Below are 20,045 nucleotides of genomic sequence, written 5' to 3' on the forward strand. Positions count from 1 at the left end.
CCCCACCCCAACGCCGTCACCGCTATCCCGCCTATAACCGCTCGGCCTGCACCACGCTGTCCGACGCACGCAGCGCCGACAATATGCGCATCACATGCTGGACGTCGCGCACCTCGACGACGACGTCATAGGTGTGGAATCCGCCCTCGCGGTTCGACAGGCGCAAATTGGTGATATTCGCCATATTGGCGGCAAGGATGCCCGACATTTCGGCGAGCGTGCCGGGTTCGTTCAGGATGACGATGCACAGCCGCGCGCTGCCGCCCTCGCTGTCCTCCTGCCACCTGAGGTCGATCCAGTCGGCGTCGACCCCGTCGGCCAGGCTGGGACAGTCGATGACATGCACCTCGATCCCTTCGCCGGGGCGCGCCAGGCCGACGATGCGATCGCCGGGCACCGGATGGCAGCAATCGGCGAGCTGATAGGCGACGCCGGGCGTCAGCCCCGCGATCGACACCGCCGCGCCCTGGACCAGCTTGCCGGGCTTGGTCTTCATCTCGGCGGTGATGCCGGGGACGAGCGCCTCGAGCACCGCGTCGTCGGTCAGCCGCTGCTTGGCGATCGCGATATAGAGCGCGCTGTCGTCTTCGAGCTTCAGCCGCGTCAGCGCGGCGGCGCGCGCCTTGTCGCCAACCTTGTTGGGCAGGCGGCGGGCGATCTCGTCGTACATCTTGCGGCCCAGGGCGGCGAGTTCGACCTTTTCTTTCGAGCGGACGTGGCGGCGGATCGCCGCGCGCGCCTTGCCGGTCACGGCAAAGCCCAGCCACGCTGGCTGCGGCGTCTGCTTGTCCGACGACAGGATTTCGACCGTATCGCCATTGGCAAGCTGCGTGCGCAGCGGGACGAGCCGCCCGTTGACCTTGGCGCCGACGGTCCGGTCGCCAAGCCCGGTGTGGACGGCATAAGCGAAATCGACCGGCGTTGCGCCCTTGGGCAGCTGGTGCAGACTGCCCTTCGGGGTGAACGCAAAGATGCGATCCTGATACATCGCGATGCGCGTGTTTTCGAGCAGTTCGTCGGGATCGTGCGTCTGTTCAAGGATTTCGATGAGGTCGCGGATCCACCCCGCCTGCCCGTCGGGGCCGCTGCCGCCCTGTTTATACGCCCAGTGCGCGGCCAGCCCGAACTCGGACTCCTGATGCATCCCGACGCTGCGGATCTGGATTTCGATGCGCATATTCTGCTGGTGCATGATCGTCGTGTGCAGCGACTTGTATCCGTTGCGCTTGGGGGTCGAGATATAATCCTTGAACCGGCCGGGGACCATTTTCCACTTGCGGTGGATCAGCCCCAGCGCGGCGTAGCAGTCGGCGTCGGTCGGGGTGACGATTCGGAAAGCGATGATGTCGGTCACCTGCTCGAAGCTGACGTGGCGCTCCTGCATCTTGCGCCAGATCGAATAGGGATGCTTCTCGCGCCCCGACACCTCGGCCTCGATCCCCGCGGCGGACAGCAGCTCCCTGAACTCGCGGCTGATCGCCGCGACCTTGTCCTTGCCCCCCGCGGTCAGCTTGGCGAGGCGGCCGGTGATCGTCGCATAGGCTTCGGGCTCGAGCTCGCGGAAGGCGAGCAGCTGCATCTCGCGCATATATTCATACATGCCGATCCGCTCGGCGAGCGGCGCATAGATGTCCATCGTCTCCTTGGCGATGCGCCGGCGCTTGTCGGGGTTCTGGATGAAATGCAGCGTGCGCATATTGTGCAGCCGGTCGGCGAGCTTGACGAGCAGCACGCGGATGTCGTCCGACATGGCGAGCAGGAACTTGCGCAGATTCTCCGCGGCGCGCTCATTCTCGGTCTGCGCCTCGATCTTGCTCAATTTGGTCACGCCATCGACCAGACGCCCGACGTCGGGACCAAACAGCCGCTCGATCTCCTCGGGCGTTGTCAGCGTATCCTCGAGCGTGTCGTGGAGCAGCGCGGTGACGATCGTTTCGCTGTCGAGATGCAGGTCGGTCAGGATTCCCGCAACCTCGACCGGGTGGCTGAAATAGGGGTCGCCCGACGCGCGCTTCTGGCTGCCGTGCTTCTGCACCGTGAAGACATAGGCGCGGTTGAGCAGCGCCTCGTCGACGTCGGGATCATAAGCGCGCACGCGCTCGACAAGTTCATATTGCCTCAGCATCCTCCTCAATGTCGCCCTTGGCGCGCATATTGCAATGCGAAACTTGCGTGCGTCTGGCCGAAGACGTTAGCAACTTTGGTAAAGCGCGTTGGAAGCATCGTGCGTCGCCGCTAGGACGGTCGGCCATGGGGACCGAAGCTCTTGATTCGACGGCGTCGCCGCGCGTGTCGATGGTCATGCCCGTGCACAATGGCGCACGCTGGCTGGCCGATGCGATCGAATCGGTGCTCGCCCAGGATTTCACCGATTTCGAGCTGATCCTGGTCGACGACGCCTCGACCGATGCCTCGCCCGCGATCATGGCCGATGCCGCGGCGCGCGACGCGCGCGTGCGGCGCGTGCGGCTCGACGCCAATGTCGGCCTGCCCGCGGCGCTCAATCACGGCTTTGCCGCGGCGCGCGGATCGCTGCACAGCTGGACGTCCGACGACAATCTGCTCCGCCCGCATATGCTGACGCGCCTCGTCGCGACGCTCGACGCGCATCCGCGCGCCGACATCGTCCACGCCGATTTCACGCTGATCGACGATATGGGTGCCGAACTCGGCTTGTCGCGCGTCGGGCCGGTCGAGCGCCTGCTCTACGGCAACAATATCGGTGCCTGCTTCCTCTATCGCGCGCATGTGACCGAGGCGCTGGGTGGTTATGATCCTCATCTCTTCGGGGTCGAGGATTATGATTTCTGGTTGCGCGCGGCCCAGCGCTTCACCTTCGTCACGCTGCACGAGGATCTCTATGTCTACCGCAAACATGGCGGCAGCCTGACCAGCCAGCGCGCCGACCATATCCAGGCGCTGACCGCGGAAATCGTCGAGCGCGCGCTTCCCGCCACGCTCCCCGCACGCAGCCGCAGCGAAATCCTCCTCGGCCTCGCGCTGCGCAGCCAGCGACGCTGGCGCCTCGACCTCGTCGGTCGTGCGCTCCGCGTGCATCCCGCACCGGTCATCGCGCGGCTGCCCGCGCTGGCGCGCTGGTCGCTCGTCGTCGCGCGCAACCGTCTCGCCACCTGACGCGCCGCCCGCTTCCCGTTGCGAAATGCAACGCAGGGCCTATATTTTTTTGGCACGGACGGCGATTTTACGTTAGGGCTTGGCCATGGGAAAATTACGCGAAGTCTTGAACGATCTCGATGGCGGCAATTGCGCGCTGCCGCTGGCGCTGGAAGCGATGGGCGAACGCTGGTCGTTCATGATCCTGCGCGCGGCGTTCAACGGCGTCCATCATTTCGAGGAGTTCCAGCAGGAGCTCAATATCGCGCGCAACATCCTGTCGAACCGGCTGTCGAAGCTGGTCGATCATGGTATCATGGCGCGCGAGGTGATGGCCGAGGACCGGCGCAAGGTGCGCTATCAGCTCACCGAAAAGGGCATCGACCTTTTGCCCGCGATGATTGCGCTTCGCCAATGGGGCGAAAAATGGGGCGCCGGCGTGCCCTCGACCCCTGTGCTCGTCGATGCGCGCGACGAACAGCCGATCGGTCCCGTTCGACTGACGGCGCACGACGGCCGCGTGATCGGCTACAAGGAACTGTTGTGGAAACATCGCTCGGAGCTTCAGCCGCTCGGCCAGGCGCGTGTGCGCGCCGACGGGCCGACGGCGTCGGTCGCGGCCGAATGATCCGCCGCTGCGCCGTCCGCCTCGTCGCGGGCGGCCATTGACACCTGCCATCGCCCGGACCCCCATGCCGCTGTTCCGCCTGACCTCGCCCGGTCCCTTTTTCGACAACAAGGTTCGCGCCTTCTGGAACCTCCAGATCCTTGGCTGGGCGGCGTGGCTCGGGCTGCGCGGCGTGTCGGGGCTCGCCAATGGACAGGCGTTCACCTTTCTGATTCCGCAGGTGATTTCGGCGATCACCGGCTTTTCGCTGACGCTGATCCTGTCGGTCTGTTACCGCGCGCTCATCAATCGCCGACCGCTTTTGATGTGGGGGGTCAGCTTCGGGCTGGCGGGCCTCGCGACCGCGCTCTGGGCGTTCATCGACGCCTGGGTCGCGCAGATCCAGAATCCGGCGAGCGAGGCCGGCTTCACCAGCCTTCTGCTCGGCGCGGTCTACATCGACGCGACGTCGCTCGCTGCCTGGTCGGCGCTCTATTTCGCGATCAACTATTTCCTCCAGCTCGAGGAACAGAATGATCGCGTGCTGCGGCTCGAGGCGCAGGCGGCGTCGGCGCAGCTTGCGATGCTGCGCTACCAGCTCAATCCGCATTTCCTGTTCAACACGCTGAACAGCATTTCGACGCTCGTGCTCTTGAAACAGGCCGAGCCGGCGAACGCGATGCTGTCGCGTCTCTCGGCCTTTCTCCGCTACACGCTCGCCAACGAGCCGACCGCGCAGGTGACGCTGGCGCAGGAGATCGAGACGCTGAAGCTTTATCTCGACATCGAAAAAATGCGCTTCGAGGATCGGCTGCGGCCGCATTTTGCGATCGACCCGGCGGTGGCGCGCGCGCGCCTGCCCTCGCTGCTGCTCCAGCCGCTCATCGAAAACGCCATCAAATATGCGGTGACGCCGCAGGAGGACGGCGCCGACATCACCATTTCCGCACAGCTGGCCGGTCAAAATGTCCGGATCACCGTGTCCGACACCGGCGCGGGATTGTCAGGCGACCGCACCGACCCCACCACGGGCGTTGCAACGGAATCGACCGGCGTGGGTTTAGCCAATATCCGGGACCGCCTGGCGCAGGCTTTTGGCGACCAGCACCGGTTCGACGCCCAGGCGGGCGCTGAGGGCGGCTTCACGGTGGTGATCGAGTTTCCGTTCCAGCCCGATGGGCAAGCAAGAATTGGAACCGAAGGCACATGACGATCAGAACCATCCTGGTGGATGACGAAAAATTGGCGACCCAGGGCCTGCAACTGCGGCTCGAGGCGCATTCGGATGTCGAGGTGGTCGACACCGCCCAGAACGGTCGCGAGGCCATCCGCAAGATCAAGACGCATAAACCCGACCTCGTCTTCCTCGACATCCAGATGCCGGGTTTCGACGGATTTTCGGTGATCCAGGGATTGATGGAGGTCGAGCCGCCGCTCGTCGTCTTCGTCACCGCCTTTTCGGATCATGCGATCCGCGCCTTCGAGGCGCAGGCGGTCGACTATCTCGTCAAGCCCGTCGAGCCCGAACGCCTCGCCGACGCGCTCGACCGCGTGCGCCAGCGGCTCACCGAAAAGCGCGGCGCCGCCGAGGTCGAACGACTGAAGACGGTGCTCGCCGAGGTCGCGCCCGAAGCGGTCGAGGAATATGGCGCCGATGCCGTGCCCGACGCGCCGTCGGCCGACCGCTATGAAAAGATGATCAACATCAAGGATCGCGGGCAGATTTTCCGTGTCGACGTCGACAGTATCGAACGCATCGACGCCGCGGGCGACTATATGTGCATCTATACCGCCGACAACAGCCTGATCCTGCGCGAAACGATGAAGGATCTGGAAAAAAGGCTCGACCCGCGCAATTTCCAGCGCGTTCATCGCTCGACGATCGTCAATCTGAGCCAGGTCAAGCAGGTGAAACCGCACACCAACGGCGAATGTTTCCTCATCCTCGGCTCGGGCGCGCAGGTGAAGGTCAGCCGCAGCTATCGCGACGTGGTCGCGCGGTTCGTGCATTGAACAAATCGTCGCCCCCGCGAAGGCGGGGGCCGCTGGCAGCCTTGCGCTACGCCGATAGCGGCCCCCGCCTTCGCGGGGGTGACGATTGTTAGAGCGTTTTTCGACCATTTTGGGTCACCGTGACGGAGCCGATTTTGGCCCAGTGCAAGGCGCGAGGAGAGGCGCGATGCGGACCATCGTGCCCGACGAGCAACGCAGCAATGGGCCAAAATCGGCCCGCCCCTTCGGGGTTGCGCTGTGAAGCCCGCCGGACTTCGTCGCGGGTCTTGCACGGGCTTCCGGCCCACGCAGCGCCCCGCTCCTCGCCAGCGGGCTTCACAGCGCAATCACGGCGATCCAAAATGGTCGAAAAACGCTCTAAAGCTGGTGCCCCGTGCGGTCGCGCTTGGTCGCGAGATATTGTTCGTTGTGCGGATTGGTGGGCAGCGCGAGCGGGATACGCTCCACCACCTCGACGCCCTCTCTCTCCAGCCGCGCGACCTTTTCGGGATTGTTCGTCATCAACCGGATGCGGGGCACATTCAGCAATTTCAGCATCCGCGCTGCAATCGCGAAGTCGCGCGCCTCGATGGGGAAACCGAGCCGGAGATTGGCATCGACCGTGTCATAACCCTGGTCCTGGAGCGCATAGGCGCGCAGCTTGTTGACCAGCCCGATCCCTCGGCCTTCCTGCCGCAGATAGAGCAGCACGCCCCACGGCGCATCGGCCATCGCATGGAGCGCGGCGTGGAGCTGCGGCCCGCAATCGCATTTGAGGCTGCCGAGCACGTCGCCGGTCAGGCACTCGCTGTGCAGGCGAACGACCGGCGGATTGCCGTCGCGTTTGCCGATGACGAGCGCGACATGGTCCGACGCCTCTTCGGGCGAACGGAAGGCGACGATTTCGGCCGTCTCGCTCGCCGCGACGGGCAGCCGCGCGCGCGCCGCGATGTCGAGCCGCGCCGGGTCGAGCAGGGTGGCGACATCATCGGCGCTGCACATGGTTTCGGCTTCACCCGCCGCGCCGCGCACGAAGAAGGCGGGGAGCAGACCCGCGTGGCGCGCCATTGTCATCGCCGCCGCGGCGGCGGCGTCGCCGCCCGTCGCAACGGTGTGGAACGGGCCTTTCAACGGGTTCGCAAGGTCGAGCGCGGGGTCGGCGATCGCGAGCGCGGCCGCGATCCTATCGGCGGCGCCTGCGAGCCGCACGGGGCCGGGCGTCGCCGCCGCGCGCTGATTGGTGAGCTTGAGGGTCACCGCCCGCTCGCCCGACAGCAGCACATCGCCGCTCGCAAACTCCGCTAGCGTGCCATCGCGCGCACTTTCGACCGCAAGCAGGTCGAGCGCGCCGTCGGCGCCGGTGACGCGCAGCGGCCAGCCGCGGCGCAGCGCGTCGATCGCGCGCGCCGCCTGCCGGGCGCCGCGGTCCTGCGCCGCCGCGCTCAAAAGGCGAACTCGGTGATGAGGGGGATATGGTCCGACGGCCGCTCCCAGCTCCGCGCCGGCTGGACGATCCGGTGCGCGACCGCCCTGTCCATAAGATCGGGCGTCACCCACATATGGTCGAGGCGGCGGCCGCGATTCGATGCTTCCCAGTCCTTCGCGCGGTAACTCCACCAGGTATAGAGCGGGGTCGGCGCGGCGATGAAATGGCGCCCCAGGTCGACCCAGTTCGACGCCGCCTGCAAGCGGCCAAGCGTTTCGACCTCGACCGGCGTGTGGCTGACGACGTCGAGCAGCGCCTTGTGGTTCCACACATCGCTTTCGAGCGGCGCGACGTTGAAATCGCCGGTGAGCACCGTCGGCGTTCCGTCCAGCGCGCCCGACCAGTCGGTCATGCGCGCCAGAAAGTCGAGTTTCTGTCCGAACTTCGGATTGAGCTCCCGATCGGGAATATCGCCGCCCGCGGGAATATAGACATTGTCGAGTCGCACGCCCGACGGCAATGTGACGCCGATGTGGCGGGCCTCGCCGTTTGCCTGCCAGTCATATTTGCGCACGTCGGCCAACGGCACCTTGCTGACGATCGCGACGCCGTGATGCATCCGCTGGCCGTGGGTGACGATGTGCCGATAGCCCAGCGCCTCGAACATCGTTTTCGGGAACAGGCCGCATTCCACCTTGGTTTCCTGTAGGCAGAGGATGTCGGGCGCCTCTTCGCGAAGCAGTTTCTCGACGATGCCGATGCGGGCGCGGACGCTGTTGATATTCCACGAAGCGATGCTGGTGCGAGTCATGCCGGTGGCTCTATCGGTGCGCGGTGCCGTTCGCAATGGCTGCGGCCGTGCAGGGGAGGCGCGGGAGCGGACGTTGCGATCCTCCCCGGCACGGGGAGGGGGACCATGCGAAGCATGGTGGAGGGGTACGCGGTGTCGAGCGCGGCGTATGACCTCCCGTACCCCTCCACCACCCTGCGGGTGGTCCCCCTCCCCCTGCGGGGGAGGACCAGCAACGACCGCTTCTCACCCCACAACGGCCACAGAAAAAACGCTGTCCTACATGGCCCGGCTGTGCCAGCCTTCATCCCGGTTCTTTCAAATGTGGACAATGCGCTCGCAACCGGGCGTGGGAACCGGGACGTCAATCGCGCGCGACCTGCGCGCCGGGCGCGGCCAATCGGCGGCCGCACAAGGCTGACCTTTCCTGACTTTTGGGTGGATTGCGCCGGGACCGCGCCGACCGCTCCGCGCCCCGAAGCGCACATCCGGCGCCTGTCCGGCGGATACATTAAACCCCCGTCCCAGGGGCGGTGGAACGGGGGTTCAAGGTCAGCGTTCGTCACGCTCTTGAATGAAGGTGCCGGGCAGCCCGGGTGGGGCAACAGGGGGAAACCCAAATCCGGGGGCCGTGTTGGCGCCTTCGAGTGTTGGAATAGCCCTTCTTCCCTGTCGCCAAGCTGAACGAAAAACGCCGCGCCGCGGCCGCATTTGCCGTTCGTCGATGGCTGACGTCGGTTGGTCGGGCGATTGATCGCAACGGAATCAACCGAAGCTCGGCGGCCCCTGTTCGGGTCAGCGCCCGCGGCGATTGGGCCGCGGGTCGGTCCAGCGGAACGCCGAATCGGCAACCGCGACGTTGAAGCGCTGGTTCGAAAGGTCGATGCGTGTCCGGTTGTTCTGCGAATCGAGCGCGACCCAGCCGCGCAGGCGCAGCCCCGCGGGCGCCGAAGCGTCGCGCACGAACACCATGGTGATCGTGCCATATTCGGGGCGATCGGGATCCTTCACCTCGACGCTCAGCACATCCTTGTTGCCCGTCGGCAGCAGCCGCGCATATTTCGCCAGGTCGCGATCGGGGTCGAGCAGCGCGCCGAGCGGCGAGTTTTTCACCGGCCAGCTCTGCACCTGCCGCACCTCATAGTCGATCACCGTCAATCGGCTGCCGTCGCCGACGATCAGCATCGGCACGCCCTTCTGATACTGAAAGCGGATTTTGCCGGGGCGTTTGAGGGTGAGCTTGCCCGACAGGCGCTGGCCATTGCGGTCGGTCTGGACAAAATCGGCGGTCATCGTGTCGGTCGCCTTGAGATGCGCCTGCACCGACGACAGCGCGTTCGCGGACTGGGCGATCGCAGGGACGGTGAGGGCAAGTCCGACGGCGGCCAACGGGGTCAACGTCCAGGCGGCAAGGCGGGTCAGATTAATCTTGGTCATTTGGTTCTCATATCTCTTTTCGATAGATCGCTTCTCGCAACCGGGCATTGAACCCGCCGTGAATTGTTCGCTCATCTCACCGTCATTCCGGCGCAGGCCGGGATCTCGCCGGTGCATGCGAAGCGCGAGGTCGAGTCCCCGGCCCGCGCCGGGACGACGACTCGAGGAAGGCGAGGCGCTCCCCTACCGCGGCTGGCCATATTGGTCGGTGAGCACGTCGCGGCGACCGACATGGTTGGGCGGGCTGACCAGCCCCTCCTCCTCCATCCGCTCGATCAGGCGCGCGGCGCTGTTGTAACCGATGCGCAGCTGGCGTTGCAGCCAGCTGGTCGAGGCTTTCTGGCTTTCGGCGACGATCTGGCACGCCTTGGCATACATGCGGTCCTCGGCGCTGTCGCCGCCCGTGGGCGCGCCTTCGAGCGCGAAGCCGCCGTCCTCGGGGTCTTCGGTGACGCTTTCGACATAGTCGGGGCGCCCCTGTCCCCTCCAGTGATCGGCGACCGCGCGCACCTCGTCGTCGGATACGAAGGGACCGTGGATGCGCGTGATCTGCTTGCCGCCGGGGACATAGAGCATGTCGCCCTTGCCCAGCAACTGCTCGGCGCCTGCTTCGCCCAGGATGGTGCGGCTGTCGATCTTGCTGGTGACATTGAAGCTGATGCGCGTCGGCAGGTTCGCCTTGATGACGCCGGTGATGACGTCGACCGAAGGGCGCTGCGTCGCGAGGATCAGGTGGATACCCGCCGCGCGCGCCTTTTGCGCGAGGCGCTGGATCAGAAACTCGACCTCCTTGCCCGCGGTCATCATCAGGTCGGCCAGTTCGTCGACGACCACGACGATCTGCGGCAGCGGCTGGTAATCGAGCGTCTCTTCCTCATAGACCGGCTGGCCGGTATCGGGATCATAACCCGTCTGGACGCGGCGGCCCAAGGACTTGCCCTTGGCGAGCGCGGCGCGCACCTTGTCGTTATAGCCCGCGAGGTTGCGCACCGACAGCGACGACATCATCCGGTAGCGGTCCTCCATCTGCTCGACCGCCCATTTCAATGCGCGGATCGCTTTCTTGGGCTCGGTGACGACGGGCGCGAGCAAATGCGGAATATCGTCATAGACGCTGAGTTCCAGCATCTTGGGATCGATCATGATCATCTTCACCTGGTCGGGGCCCAGGCGATAGAGCAAGGAGAGGATCATTGCGTTGAGCCCGACCGACTTGCCCGACCCGGTGGTGCCCGCGATCAAGAGGTGCGGCATCGGCGCCAGGTCGGCGATCATCGCGTCGCCGCTGATATTCTTGCCAAGGATGATCGGCAGCGATCCGCTGTGATCCTGAAACAGCGCGCTGCCGATGATTTCGTGCAGCACCACCGATTCGCGGTGCGCATTGGGCAGTTCGATGCCGATCACGGTGCGGCCGGGGATCGGCGCGATGCGCGCCGACAGCGCCGACATGTTGCGCGCAATATCGTCGGCCAGGTTCGACACGCGGCTCGCCTTGGTGCCCGGCGCGGGTTCCAGCTCGTACATGGTGACGACGGGGCCGGGGCGCACCGCGGTGACGACTCCCTTGACCTGGAAATCCTCGAGCACCGATTCGAGCAGCCGCGCGTTGCGTTCGAGCGCCGCCTTGTCGATCTGTCCCGCGGGCCGTTCGGGCGCGGGGGTGAGCAGGTCGATCGACGGCAATTGGTAATGGGTGAAGAGTTCGGTCTGCGGCTTGGGTTTCGGTTTCGACGGCACGGCGCGCTGCACCGGTTCGGCGATCTCGGGCGGGGCGCGGTCGACGGGTTCGGCGACGGCGCGCGGCCGCACCGCGCGATCCAGGAAGCCGGGCGCCTTTTCGGTCTCGCAGGGCGCGGGGCGTCCGGGTTCGACGACGCGGTTGCTTGTCGCCGCGGGCAGGCGGAAGCGTGACGCCCAGCCCTTTTCCAGCCGCAGCGCGCGCCAGGCGAGGAACAGGCCGATCCCGACGAGCAGCAGGATCGTTGCAAAGCGAATGAGCGCAGCGGCGGGCTCGCCCGCGCTGGCAAAGAGCGGCGTGATCGCGCCGCCGACGAGCAGCGCGATGATCCCGCCCCAGCCCGCGGGCATCGGCGCGCCGGTCGCAGGCGCCCAGAGCTCGGCGCCCAGCCCGACGAACAGGATGCCGACAAAGCTGTACGACAGCTGGCGCGGCCAGTGCGGCTGCGGTTCGCCCTTCCACATCCGCCACGCAAAGATCGCGAGCAGCGGCAGCAGGAGGACGATACCGATACCGCCGATCGACAGCCCGATGTCGGCGAACCACGCACCGGCATTGCCCATCCAGTTCGCCGCGGTGCCGTCGGCGGCGGTGTTGAGCGCCGCGTCGGTGCTGTCATAGGTCGCGAACGCCAGCGTCAGAAACAGCGTGAACAGGCCAAGCCCCGCCGCCGCCGCGATCACGATCGACCGGGCGATGCTCTGGCGGAAAACGGTGCGCCAGTCGGCCTTTGCGGGTGCGGCCTTGCGGCTTGCCATGCTCTCTTGTCGTCCCTGATGGAGTCCCGCCGCGATATGCGCATGGGGCGGAGTCGCCGTCAAGCGCGGGGCGGGACGGAGCTGTGGGTCATAGAGGTTCGCGCAGCGACGCGGAGGCGCGGAGAGGGCTTCCCATTTCCGTTCGCCCCGAGCTTGTCGAAGGGCCGTTCTTTCTTCTCTTGGCATCAGCGAGAAGAATTATGCTTCGACACGCGCAGCACGAACGGTATTGAGAGAATCTCCGCGCCTCCGCGTCTCCGCGTGAACCCGATATGAGCGGAGGCCGCTTTCCATTCCGCCAGTTGCCGTCTAGTGCAGGGCCATGATCGACATCCAACGCAGCGACGTGATCATCTCCGGCGGCGGGCTCGTCGGGCAGACGCTCGCGCTCGCGCTCGCGCATCACGGCCTGTCGGTTCAGGTCGTCGACCCCGCCGATCCGGTTGCCACCATCGCGCCCGGCTTCGACGGCCGTGCCTCGGCGATTGCCAGCGCCACGTGGCAGATGTTCGAGGTGCTGGGGATCGCCGACCGCCTCGTCGGCCATGGCTGCCCGATCCGCGCGATCAAGGTCGGCGACGGCGCCCCCGACGGCGGCCGCGGCGGCGACCTCGATTTCGTTACCCAAGCGGGCGATCCGCCGCTCGGCACGATGATCGAAAACCGCCGGCTCCGTATCGCGCTCGCCGCGGCGCTCGCCGATGCGCCGCTGGTGCGGCTGATGATGCCCGCCACCGTCGCCGCGCGCACGATCGACGCGCATGGCGTCACGCTCACCCTCGCCGACGGAATCCGGCTCGCGGCCCCGCTGCTGGTCGTCGCCGAAGGCCGCCGCTCGCCGACGCGCGACGCTGCGGGCTTTCGCATCGCGAACTGGTCCTACCACCATCATGCGATGATCGGCGCCGTCGCGCATGAACGGCCGCACGGGAATGTGGCGCACGAAATCTTCTATCCGTCGGGGCCTTTCGCGCTGCTCCCGCTCGTCGACGATGCCGAGGGGCGGCACCGCTCGGCCTTTGTCTGGACCGTGTCCGAAAAGGATGGCCCCGGCTTTGCCAAGCTTGGCGACCGCGGTTTCACCGCCGAACTCGAAAAGCGCGCGGGCGGAGTGCTTGGGCCGATGCGGCTCGTCGCGCCGCGCATGGCCTATCCGCTCGGGTTTCACCACAGCGCGTCGATCGTCGCCGACCGCATCGCGCTTGTCGGCGACGCCGCGCATGGCATCCACCCGATCGCGGGGCAGGGGCTGAACCTTGGCCTGCGCGACGTCGCGGCGCTGACCGAAGTGCTCGTCGACGGCGTGCGGCTCGGTCTCGACCTCGGCGATGCCGCGCTGCTCGCGCGTTACCAGCGCTGGCGCGGGCTCGACAATCTGATGGTCAGCCTCGCGACCGACGGGCTCACGCGCCTGTTCGGCATTCCCGGCCGCGCTGCCGCCGCGGTGCGCCGCACCGGGCTGGGCACGGTGCAGCGCATGCCGGTGCTCAAACGCTTCTTCATGGACGAAGCCCGCGGCGAGGCGGGCGATCTGCCGCGGCTGCTCGCGGGCACCGATATCTAAGTATTTCCACTAAGGCTTCAAACAGCCCGGCGCTAAGCATGACCCCCTATCCCGATCGCGCGGCACCACGCCGCGAGCAGGATGGGGGAAGGCCATGTCGGCGAAAAGCGACGCACTCGAAGCAGCGGTATCCGACTATATCCACGCCCGAACCGCGCTGGATGCCGCGCCGGGCGCGCGCGCTCGGGCCCGCGCCGACCGCAGTTTCGCACGCCTTGTCGCGCTGCTTGGCCCCCGCATCCGCTATTTCACCCGCGTCTATGGCCTTTCCGACGTTGCCGAGGACGCGGCGCAGGTCTGCGCAATCGCGCTCCACCGCGCCGCCGAACGCTATGAGCCACGGCGCGCGCGCTTCACCACCTATGTGAACTGGCAGTTCCGCGCCGAGCTTCAGGCGCTCCGGCACCGCCTGCATGGCGATCAGCGGAGCGGCGGGCGGCGGTGCGCGGCGACGCTGCCGCTCGATGCGCTACAGGCGAAGGGCGCGGACGACTGGCTCGCCGATATCGAAGCCGAACCGGCCACCGAACGGGCGGCCGCCGACCATCTCGCCGCACGCGCCGCCGACCGGCTGGTGCGCGACTGGGCAGACCGCCGCCGTTCGGCGCTGCGCGGTCGGCGTGCCCGCGTCGCCGCGCGGCTCGATGCCGAATGTGCGCTCGTGCGCCGCCATCTCGCCGGGGATGAACCGCCAGATCGCCTGCGTGAAAGCGACCGGCATGTCGTGCGCCGCGCGATCGCCGACATCGCGCGCCACGCGGCGCCGCAGCGCGGGCATTGATCCCGGTTATTGCAGCGTCGCGCGCCCGTCGTCGCTGTCGAAGCGGCCGAAAAACTGCATCAGCTGGATCACCAGCTCGGCGCGCGCGTCGATAGGGGTTGCCTCGAGCAGTGCCTGCTTCGCTGCGGCGTCGAAGGGCGCAACCTGCGCGATGCCGTTGACCAGCGTTGCATCGTCGAGCTGTCCGACCGATTCCCAGTCGACGACATAGCCTTGCCGCGCGGCGAAACGCTTGGCCTCGCGTTCGAGGCTCGCGCGTTCGATGCTTGCCAGCACCGCGTCTTCTTCGGCCTCGAGTTCGATCTCGGCCTCGACCTGCCGGAACGGCGTCGTGACATCAAGTTCACGGCGGACGCGAAAGCGCGCGACGCCTTCCAGAACCAGGTTGAAACGCCCCTCGTCGAGCGCCTCGACATCGACGATGCGCCCGACACAGCCGACGTCATAAAGCGCGGGCGGTTCGCGATCCTCTTCGCCGGGGATCTGGCGCGGCTGGATCATCCCGATCTGGCGGTCGCGCGCCAGCACCTCCTGCACCATCGCCGAATAGCGCGGCTCGAAGATGTGCAGCGGCAGGTGCAGCCCGGGAAACAGCACCGCGCCGGTGAGCGGAAAGATCGCGATCCGCTGGATGGTCAGGGGCGCGGCCGCGCTCATCACCCGAACAGGATCAGCGACAGGCGGCGGCGCTGCGCCGAAACCCAGGCGTCCTCCAGCCCGACCGCCTCGAACAGCGCGAGCAATTTGGCGCGCGCGGCGCCATCCTGCCAATCGCGGTCGGCGGCGATGATGTGAAGCAGATTGTCGGCGGCGGCATCGCGCTGCGCCGCGCCGATCTGCGCCGCGGCGAGGTCGAAGCGCGCTTGATGATCGTCCGGATTTGCGGCCACCGCGGCCTCAAGCGCCGCAAGCTCGCCCGAATCGGGGGCATCGGCCGCCAACGCCAGCGCGCTTTTCGCCTGCGCGATCGCCGGATCGGCGGCCATCTCGGCGGGAAGCGCATCGAGCACGGCCTGCGCGCCCGCGATGTCGCCTGCAAGCAGCATCGCGCGGATCAGGCCGCCGTGCGCGGCGGCATTGTCGGGCGCGATCTCGGCGATCTGGCCAAAGATGCTCGCGGCGCGCGCGCCATCGCCTTCGGCGAGCACGCGCTCGCCCATGTCGAGCAGCGGCGCGATTTCGACCGCGCGATCCTTGGCGGCGCTTTCGATCGGCAGCTGCGCGAGCAACTGGTCGAGCATCGCTTTCAACTGGCTTTCGCTGCGCGCATTGGTCAGGTTCGCGACCGGCTGACCCTGGAAAATCGCATAGACGGTGGGAATCGACTGCACCTGGAACTGGCTGGCGATAAAGCGATTCGCATCGACATCGACCTTCGCCAGCACGACGCCCTTGTCGGCATAGTCGGCGGCGACCTTTTCGAGCACGGGCGCCAGCTGTTTGCACGGCCCGCACCATTCGGCCCAGAAGTCGAGGATGACGAGGCTGGTCATCGACGGCTCGACGACGTCGCGGCGGAAGGCTTCGACGGCTTCCTTGTCCTGCGGATTCAGACCGAGAGTGGCCACAAAGGGGGTGCTCCTGTTTCGATTGGCGCCATTTCCGCGCGGACGGAAAGGACTCATGCGTCGCTTATGTGGGATTTGCGGACGATATGCCAACCCTTCGGCGAAAATGCGCAATCAGGGCTTGCCGAGTCAAAAGGCCGGTGCTAATCGCCCGCCTCACCCGCTGGCCCCACCCGGACGCCAGCCGCCAGAGCGGGCGTAGCTCAGGGGTAGAGCACAACCTTGCCAAGGTTGGGGTCGAGGGTTCGAATCCCTTCGCCCGCTCCAGTTTTTCCAGATATATCAATATGTTCTAACGCCACTTCATTGGCGTCCACGGCGCGGTTTGGCTTGCGGTGTCCACCGGGCGTCCACCAAACAGTGCATTTCTGGCGCACAAATAGCATTTTTCGGCGGGAGGAAGTGTCCTCCCTGGTCGAAGCCGCAACGCGTCTTCTCCTACCCACCTCAGCGGGGACACCCCGCAACGCCCCGAGAATCGGAGCGGGGCTGGTGGCGCGCACGGTCCCGCGCGCCGTTCCTGCGCGCTCCTGTGGGCGCGGCGTTTGACGAGGAGGCCCCGCACGCACTCTGCCTCCGGCGGTCTCCTTTGCATGTGCAGGCCTGGAAAGCCGACAAGCCCCGCCTTTCCTCCTGCACGGGCAAGATAGCGATGACCACCTCCCATCAGGGTGCGGTTTCTTTTCTTGGTAATCTCGCTGGCCGCTCGCGCGACGCCCAGCATCAGCAGGTAGAGTGAGAGGATGGCGGGCTTCGCCGTGACGGGATGAGGGTCGAGAGAGAGGCTCCCGGCCGCCCGTCGTGGAGGTTTCCCCATGAATATGCAGGTTCTCGATGCCCACCGCGATGCGAGTGGCGGCTACAAGGTCGATGTCTCGCGCGGCCAGCGGATCGGTCGGGTTTCGTCAGAATGGTTCTCGCGGCCCGATGACGAGCGGTTTCTCTCGCTTGGCGATCTGGCCCGGTCCGTGCGCGGCCGTTCCGAGCGCAGCCGGACCCGCGTCGTCGAAAGCGCGCTCATCCATGTCGAGGCGAACCGAAACGATCCCGAGCATTTGGCGCTGATCCTGCCCGGCGCCGATGCGCCGGTGACACCGACCCATTGGAGCTTCGGTCAGCTGGCAAGCCAGGTCGGCGCGCCCGCCGCCTATTTGCGCCAGCTTCCAGCACCGCTCGCAGCGATCAACCTGCAATATGGTCTGACCTCGAACCGGACCGAGCAGATCAAGACGCTCGAAACCGACAAAGGCAGACTTGAACTGCGCGCAGTGACCGGCCCCGATTATGGTCGGATCTACGATCACGAACTCGTAGAAGCTGTGCAGAAGATCGCTGGCAACGGCACGGGTGATACACGCTGGAAGGTGCCGGGCGTGCTCGATTGGTCGACCGGAACCTACAATCCGCGCGTCGACATCTCGAAGGACACGACCACGCTGTACGCTTCAGATCGCGACGTGTTCCTGTTCTTGGTCGACGACCTCAACCCGATCGAAGCAGGCCACCTGCCCGACGGATCGCCCGATCTCTTCTTCCGCGGCTTCTACTGCTGGAACTCCGAGGTCGGGGCGAAGACGCTGGGCATGGCGAGCTTCTACCTCCGCGCCGTTTGCCAGAACCGGAACCTGTGGGGCGTGGAGGACTTCGAGGAAATCAGCATCCGCCACAGCAAGTATGCCGCGAACCGCTTCGCGCACGAAGCCGCACCGGCGCTGGAAGGCTTCGCCAACTCCTCGCCGCTGCCCTTCGTCAACGGCATCAAGGCGGCGCGCGAACGCATCGTAGCCCGGACCGACGAGGCTCGCAGCGACTTCCTGCGAAACCGCGGCTTCTCGAAGGCCGAGACCGGCAAGATCATCGAAACCGTGCTGGCCGAGGAAGGTCGTCCACCCGAATCGATCTTCGACTTCGTGCAGGGGATCACCGCGCTGGCCCGCGACAAGGCGCACCAGGACGCCCGGCTCGACATGGAGGGCAAGGCGAAGAAGTTGCTCGACCGGGTCCACTGAGCCCGGACCATCCGGGTGTTTTTCCATCGCGGCGCTGCTCTCTCCAGAGTGAGAGGGCGGCGCTTCGCTTCGTGACGGGTCGAGGCCGAGAGAGAGACTCCCGGCGCCCGTCATGGAGAATTGCCATGACCAAGTCTGTTCCCAAGCTCGTGCTCAGTTCCTCGCGCGACATCCCGTTCTCGCAGCTGGTGCTGAGCCAGAAGAACGTCCGGCGCGTGAAGGCGGGCCTCTCGATCGAGGACCTTGCCGAAGACATCTATCGCCGCACCCTGCTCCAGAGCCTCAACGTCCGCGCCATGCTCGATGATGATGGCCGGGAAACCGGTCTGTTCGAGGTGCCGGCCGGTGGTCGCCGCTTCCGCGCGCTCGAGCTGCTGGTGAAATCAAAGCGGATGGCCAAGGACCAGCCCGTCCCCTGCGTGGTGCGCGAAGGCGGTATCGCCGAAGAAGACTCGCTCGCCGAAAACGTCATGCGCGAAGGGCTTCACCCTCTCGACCAGTTCCGTGCCTTCAGCGCGCTGGTCGAGGCAGGGTTGTCCGAAGAGGACATTGCTGCCCGGTTCTTCGTCTCAGTCTCGACCGTCCGGCAGCGTCTGCGCCTCGCTACGGTCGCGCCCAGCCTGCTCGACGTCTACGGCGAGGACGGCATGTCGCTCGAACAGCTCATGGCCTTCTCGGTCACCGACAACCATGCCCGCCAGGAGCAGGTATGGGAACAGGTGAACCAGGGTCAACACGTTCCCGCCTATCACATCCGCCGTCTGCTGACCGAACAGGCGATTGCCGCCACCGACCGCCGCGTGCGGTTCATCGGCATCGACGCCTATACCGAGGCGGGCGGCTACGTGATGCGCGACCTCTTCTCGACCGACGACGATGGCTGGCTCCAGGACCCGGCGCTGGTCGAATTGCTGGTAAACGAAAAGCTCAATGAGGCAGCACAGGAAATCGGCGCGGAGGGCTGGAAATGGGTCGAAGCCGCGATCGACCTTCCTTACGGCTGCGAGCGCGGCAAGCGCCGGATCACCGGCGCGACGGTTCCGCTGACCGGAGACGAACAGGCACGTCTCGATGCGCTGGTCGAGGAATACGACGCCATCGGCGAGGAATACCGCGATGGCTGCGACCTGCCCGACGAGGTCGATGCCCGACTAACCGAGATCGATGCCGAACTGACGCCGCTCACCTCTCGCCCGGTGGGTTATGAGCCGGATGAGATGGCGCGCGCTGGCGTGTTCGTCTCACTGGCCCACGACGGTCGGCTCCGGATCGATCGCGGCTATGTCCGGCCCGAGGACGAACCGGTTGTCGAGGACCAGGGCACTTCGGTCGATGTCGAAGCAGGCCAGCAGGGAACCGGCCCAGCGATCAGCGTTGGCGGTCAGGTGCAGGATGAGCAACAGGGCGAGGACGACGACGATGCCATCCGACCTTTGCCCGACCGGCTCGTCTCCGAGCTGACGGCCGTGCGGACGGTGGCGCTGCGCAATGCTCTCGCCCAGGATCCGCAGGCCGCATTCATTGCCGTGCTCCACGCACTCACCCTGTCGGTGTTCCGTTCGCACGGCACCCATGGCTGCGTGCAGATCGGCGTCACCCAGGCCTGGCTCGGCAACGTTGCCCCGGACCTGCGCGAATCCCCGTGGAGCCTGGCGATCCAGGAACGGCACGAGCAGTGGGCGGCGCGCCTGCCCGACGAGGCTGGCGCGCTGTGGGATGCGCTGGCGGCACTCGCGCATGAAGACCAGATGGCGCTGCTCGCCCACTGCGTCTCGCTCGGCGTCAATGCGCTGTTCGAACCGGTCAAGGGCTACGGCGGGCAGATTTCCGCACACGGCATTGCTTGCCGGATCGCCGCGGCAGATGCCCTGGCGTCGGTCGTCGGCCTCGACATGGCCGAGGCAGGCTGGACCCCCACAGTCGACAACTACCTCGGCCGCGTGACCAAGCCCCGCATCATCGAGGCCGTGCGCGAAGCCAAGGGCGACGCGACTGCTGTGCTGATCGAGCACCTGAAGAAGGGCGACATGGCTCGCGAGGCCGAACGGCTGCTCGAAGGTACCGGCTGGCTACCCGAACCGCTGCGGTTGCCGGTCACTGAAGCTGCCGAGCAGGAAGCGCCTGACACTGACCTGCCCGACTTCCTCAATGATGAGGATGGCGAGTTCGATCCGTTGGCGATCGCCGCCGAATGAATCGGTGCGCGGGGCGGCTCCGGTCGCCCCGCCTGCCATCCCCTCAAGCTTTCAAAGGAGCCA

15 protein-coding genes and 1 tRNA gene are annotated in these 20,045 nt (G+C 66.4%); 9 read left to right on the plus strand and 7 right to left on the minus strand.

Features of this window, described 5'->3' with window-relative positions; genetic code table 11:
* Positions 1 to 31: 31 nt before the first annotated feature.
* Positions 32 to 2,125, minus strand: coding sequence for a RelA/SpoT family protein (locus SPYCA_RS15970; protein ID WP_120221767.1), 2,094 nt, complete (start codon positions 2,123 to 2,125; stop codon positions 32 to 34).
* 125 nt (positions 2,126 to 2,250) lie between these two features.
* Here SPYCA_RS15970 and SPYCA_RS15975 point away from each other — a divergent pair, with 125 nt between their 5' ends.
* The 4 genes from SPYCA_RS15975 (at position 2,251) to SPYCA_RS15990 (ending at position 5,734) form a co-directional block, all read left to right on the plus strand.
* A complete protein-coding gene (locus SPYCA_RS15975; RefSeq protein WP_172595106.1) occupies positions 2,251 to 3,135 on the plus strand; it encodes a glycosyltransferase family 2 protein in 885 nt (294 codons plus the stop codon).
* An 85-nt stretch (positions 3,136 to 3,220) separates the two neighbouring features.
* The gene (locus SPYCA_RS15980) at positions 3,221 to 3,742 is read left to right on the plus strand and encodes a winged helix-turn-helix transcriptional regulator (protein ID WP_120221769.1); all 522 of its coding nucleotides are present in this window, start codon (positions 3,221 to 3,223) and stop codon (positions 3,740 to 3,742) included.
* Positions 3,743 to 3,806: 64 nt separating this feature from the next.
* On the plus strand, positions 3,807 to 4,931 hold the full coding sequence (locus SPYCA_RS15985; protein WP_120221770.1) for a sensor histidine kinase: 1,125 nt from the start codon (positions 3,807 to 3,809) through the stop codon (positions 4,929 to 4,931).
* On the plus strand, positions 4,928 to 5,734 hold the full coding sequence (locus SPYCA_RS15990) for a LytR/AlgR family response regulator transcription factor (protein WP_120221771.1): 807 nt from the start codon (positions 4,928 to 4,930) through the stop codon (positions 5,732 to 5,734). The genes SPYCA_RS15985 and SPYCA_RS15990 overlap by 4 nt, the downstream gene beginning before the upstream one ends.
* Positions 5,735 to 6,091: 357 nt before the next feature.
* Here SPYCA_RS15990 and ribA read toward each other — a convergent pair whose 3' ends face one another.
* From ribA to SPYCA_RS16020, 4 genes are all read right to left on the minus strand, one after another.
* Entirely contained in the window at positions 6,092 to 7,159 is a 1,068-nt protein-coding gene (ribA, locus tag SPYCA_RS16000) for a GTP cyclohydrolase II (protein WP_120221773.1), read from the minus strand.
* Entirely contained in the window at positions 7,156 to 7,950 is a 795-nt protein-coding gene (locus tag SPYCA_RS16005; protein ID WP_120221774.1) for an exodeoxyribonuclease III, read from the minus strand. Before SPYCA_RS16005 ends, ribA begins: the two co-directional genes overlap by 4 nt.
* A 774-nt stretch (positions 7,951 to 8,724) precedes the next feature.
* The gene (locus tag SPYCA_RS16015) at positions 8,725 to 9,366 is read right to left on the minus strand and encodes a LolA family protein (RefSeq protein ID WP_120222396.1); all 642 of its coding nucleotides are present in this window, start codon (positions 9,364 to 9,366) and stop codon (positions 8,725 to 8,727) included.
* 183 nt (positions 9,367 to 9,549) lie between these two features.
* Positions 9,550 to 11,865 (minus strand): FtsK/SpoIIIE family DNA translocase, encoded by a 2,316-nt coding sequence (locus SPYCA_RS16020; protein WP_120221776.1) that lies wholly within the window; start codon positions 11,863 to 11,865, stop codon positions 9,550 to 9,552.
* Positions 11,866 to 12,187: 322 nt separating this feature from the next.
* Here SPYCA_RS16020 and SPYCA_RS16025 point away from each other — a divergent pair, with 322 nt between their 5' ends.
* Entirely contained in the window at positions 12,188 to 13,429 is a 1,242-nt protein-coding gene (locus tag SPYCA_RS16025) for an FAD-dependent monooxygenase (protein WP_120221777.1), read from the plus strand.
* A gap of 94 nt (positions 13,430 to 13,523) precedes the next feature.
* Positions 13,524 to 14,210, plus strand: a complete 687-nt coding sequence (locus SPYCA_RS16030; protein ID WP_120221778.1) for a sigma factor — start codon at positions 13,524 to 13,526, stop codon at positions 14,208 to 14,210.
* Between the two features lie 6 nt (positions 14,211 to 14,216).
* Here SPYCA_RS16030 and SPYCA_RS16035 read toward each other — a convergent pair whose 3' ends face one another.
* Positions 14,217 to 14,867: an LON peptidase substrate-binding domain-containing protein gene (locus SPYCA_RS16035; protein ID WP_120221779.1), complete on the minus strand. Its 651-nt coding sequence runs from the start codon at positions 14,865 to 14,867 to the stop codon at positions 14,217 to 14,219.
* Complete coding sequence (locus tag SPYCA_RS16040) at positions 14,867 to 15,778, minus strand: tetratricopeptide repeat protein (RefSeq protein WP_120221780.1); 912 nt, start codon at positions 15,776 to 15,778, stop codon at positions 14,867 to 14,869. The genes SPYCA_RS16035 and SPYCA_RS16040 overlap by 1 nt, the downstream gene beginning before the upstream one ends.
* A gap of 192 nt (positions 15,779 to 15,970) precedes the next feature.
* Here SPYCA_RS16040 and SPYCA_RS16045 point away from each other — a divergent pair.
* The 3 genes from SPYCA_RS16045 (at position 15,971) to SPYCA_RS16055 (ending at position 19,982) form a co-directional block, all read left to right on the plus strand.
* Positions 15,971 to 16,045: transfer RNA gene (locus SPYCA_RS16045), tRNA-Gly, on the plus strand.
* Positions 16,046 to 16,593: 548 nt separating this feature from the next.
* Positions 16,594 to 17,787, plus strand: a complete 1,194-nt coding sequence (locus SPYCA_RS16050; RefSeq protein ID WP_120221781.1) for a DUF932 domain-containing protein — start codon at positions 16,594 to 16,596, stop codon at positions 17,785 to 17,787.
* Between the two features lie 125 nt (positions 17,788 to 17,912).
* A complete protein-coding gene (locus SPYCA_RS16055; protein WP_120221782.1) occupies positions 17,913 to 19,982 on the plus strand; it encodes a ParB/RepB/Spo0J family partition protein in 2,070 nt (689 codons plus the stop codon).
* Positions 19,983 to 20,045 lie beyond the last annotated feature (63 nt).

The organism is Sphingopyxis sp. FD7 (assembly GCF_003609835.1).
GTDB lineage: Bacteria > Pseudomonadota > Alphaproteobacteria > Sphingomonadales > Sphingomonadaceae > Sphingopyxis.